The organism is Oleiphilus sp. HI0066 (genome assembly GCF_001635725.1).
In genome coordinates this window covers 1-938 of sequence record NZ_LWFH01001749.1, presented here as the reverse complement: position 1 = coordinate 938, position 938 = coordinate 1, and the positions used below count along the sequence as shown (strand labels likewise).

General features: G+C 44.5%; 1 pseudogene. It reads left to right on the top strand.

The features are described from left to right. Positions 1-85 precede the first annotated feature (85 nt). Positions 86-938, top strand: a pseudogene (locus A3738_RS27200) (hypothetical protein); the annotation flags it as partial.

Sequence of the window (938 nt, the reverse complement as noted above, 5' to 3'; positions counted from 1 at the left end):
ATCAACCATAATAACCGTGCATATAGTTGTTCTTTCCGTGAAGCTCAGCCAAAAATTTACCCTAGCGTCTATGCCGCAATTAACGATGTTTGAACGCGTTGCATTTTATGCTGCGTGGTTGATCAGCGCTTTCGTTTGGTTATTGCATTTTGAGGCAAGCGCGAGTTCTTCAGTTTCATTGATTTCGAATGTACTTCTTGTCTTGCTTGCGGGCTTTCCTCTAGCGGTCTCTTTTTCTCAATCTGGTCGTTTTGACGCGTTTACGCACATTGAACCGTTTATTCCTGTCGTTATATCGATTGTGTGGTCATTTGGCGTCTTCAACTCGCCAAATCTATCTTCAGATTCGGTAACAGTATTCGTGTTGCTTGCCTTGTTAAATATCTTGCTTGGACGACCCTATGGCTTGCACCTTTGGCTCGGGATAAGCGCTCCCATTTTGGTATCTATGAACTATCTCATGCTGACAGCAGAGCCTTCACTGTCCGCAGCTACAATGACGATGGCAAATGTTTTGTTGATTGGGATGGGAATTCATTTAGGCGTTGTTGATAGAGGGCCTCAGCGTCGCAGCTCTGCGACCAAGAAGGCGAATGCCCAAGAATTAGCGCAATTACGTTATGAAAAAAATCGACTCAATAATGCCTTGATGAATACGGAAAAGGCGCTTGATCAAAAGATTAAGCAACGTACTGCCGAGCTTGAGCGAGCCAACTTACAGCTAAATCAACAAGTAGAACTTCGTAAATCGGTGAGTGATGCCTTGGTCAAAAGCCAGACGCGCTTGACGCAGGCAATCGAGGCTTCAAATCTTGGTTTAATCGACTGGGAGATCGCCGAAGGTCGCTATTATCAGTCGAATTTTCACGAGTTATTTGGCGATAAAGAATTAAGCTCTCAAGAAGTCATCGAGAGCCTTAAACGTATTGTGCATCCTG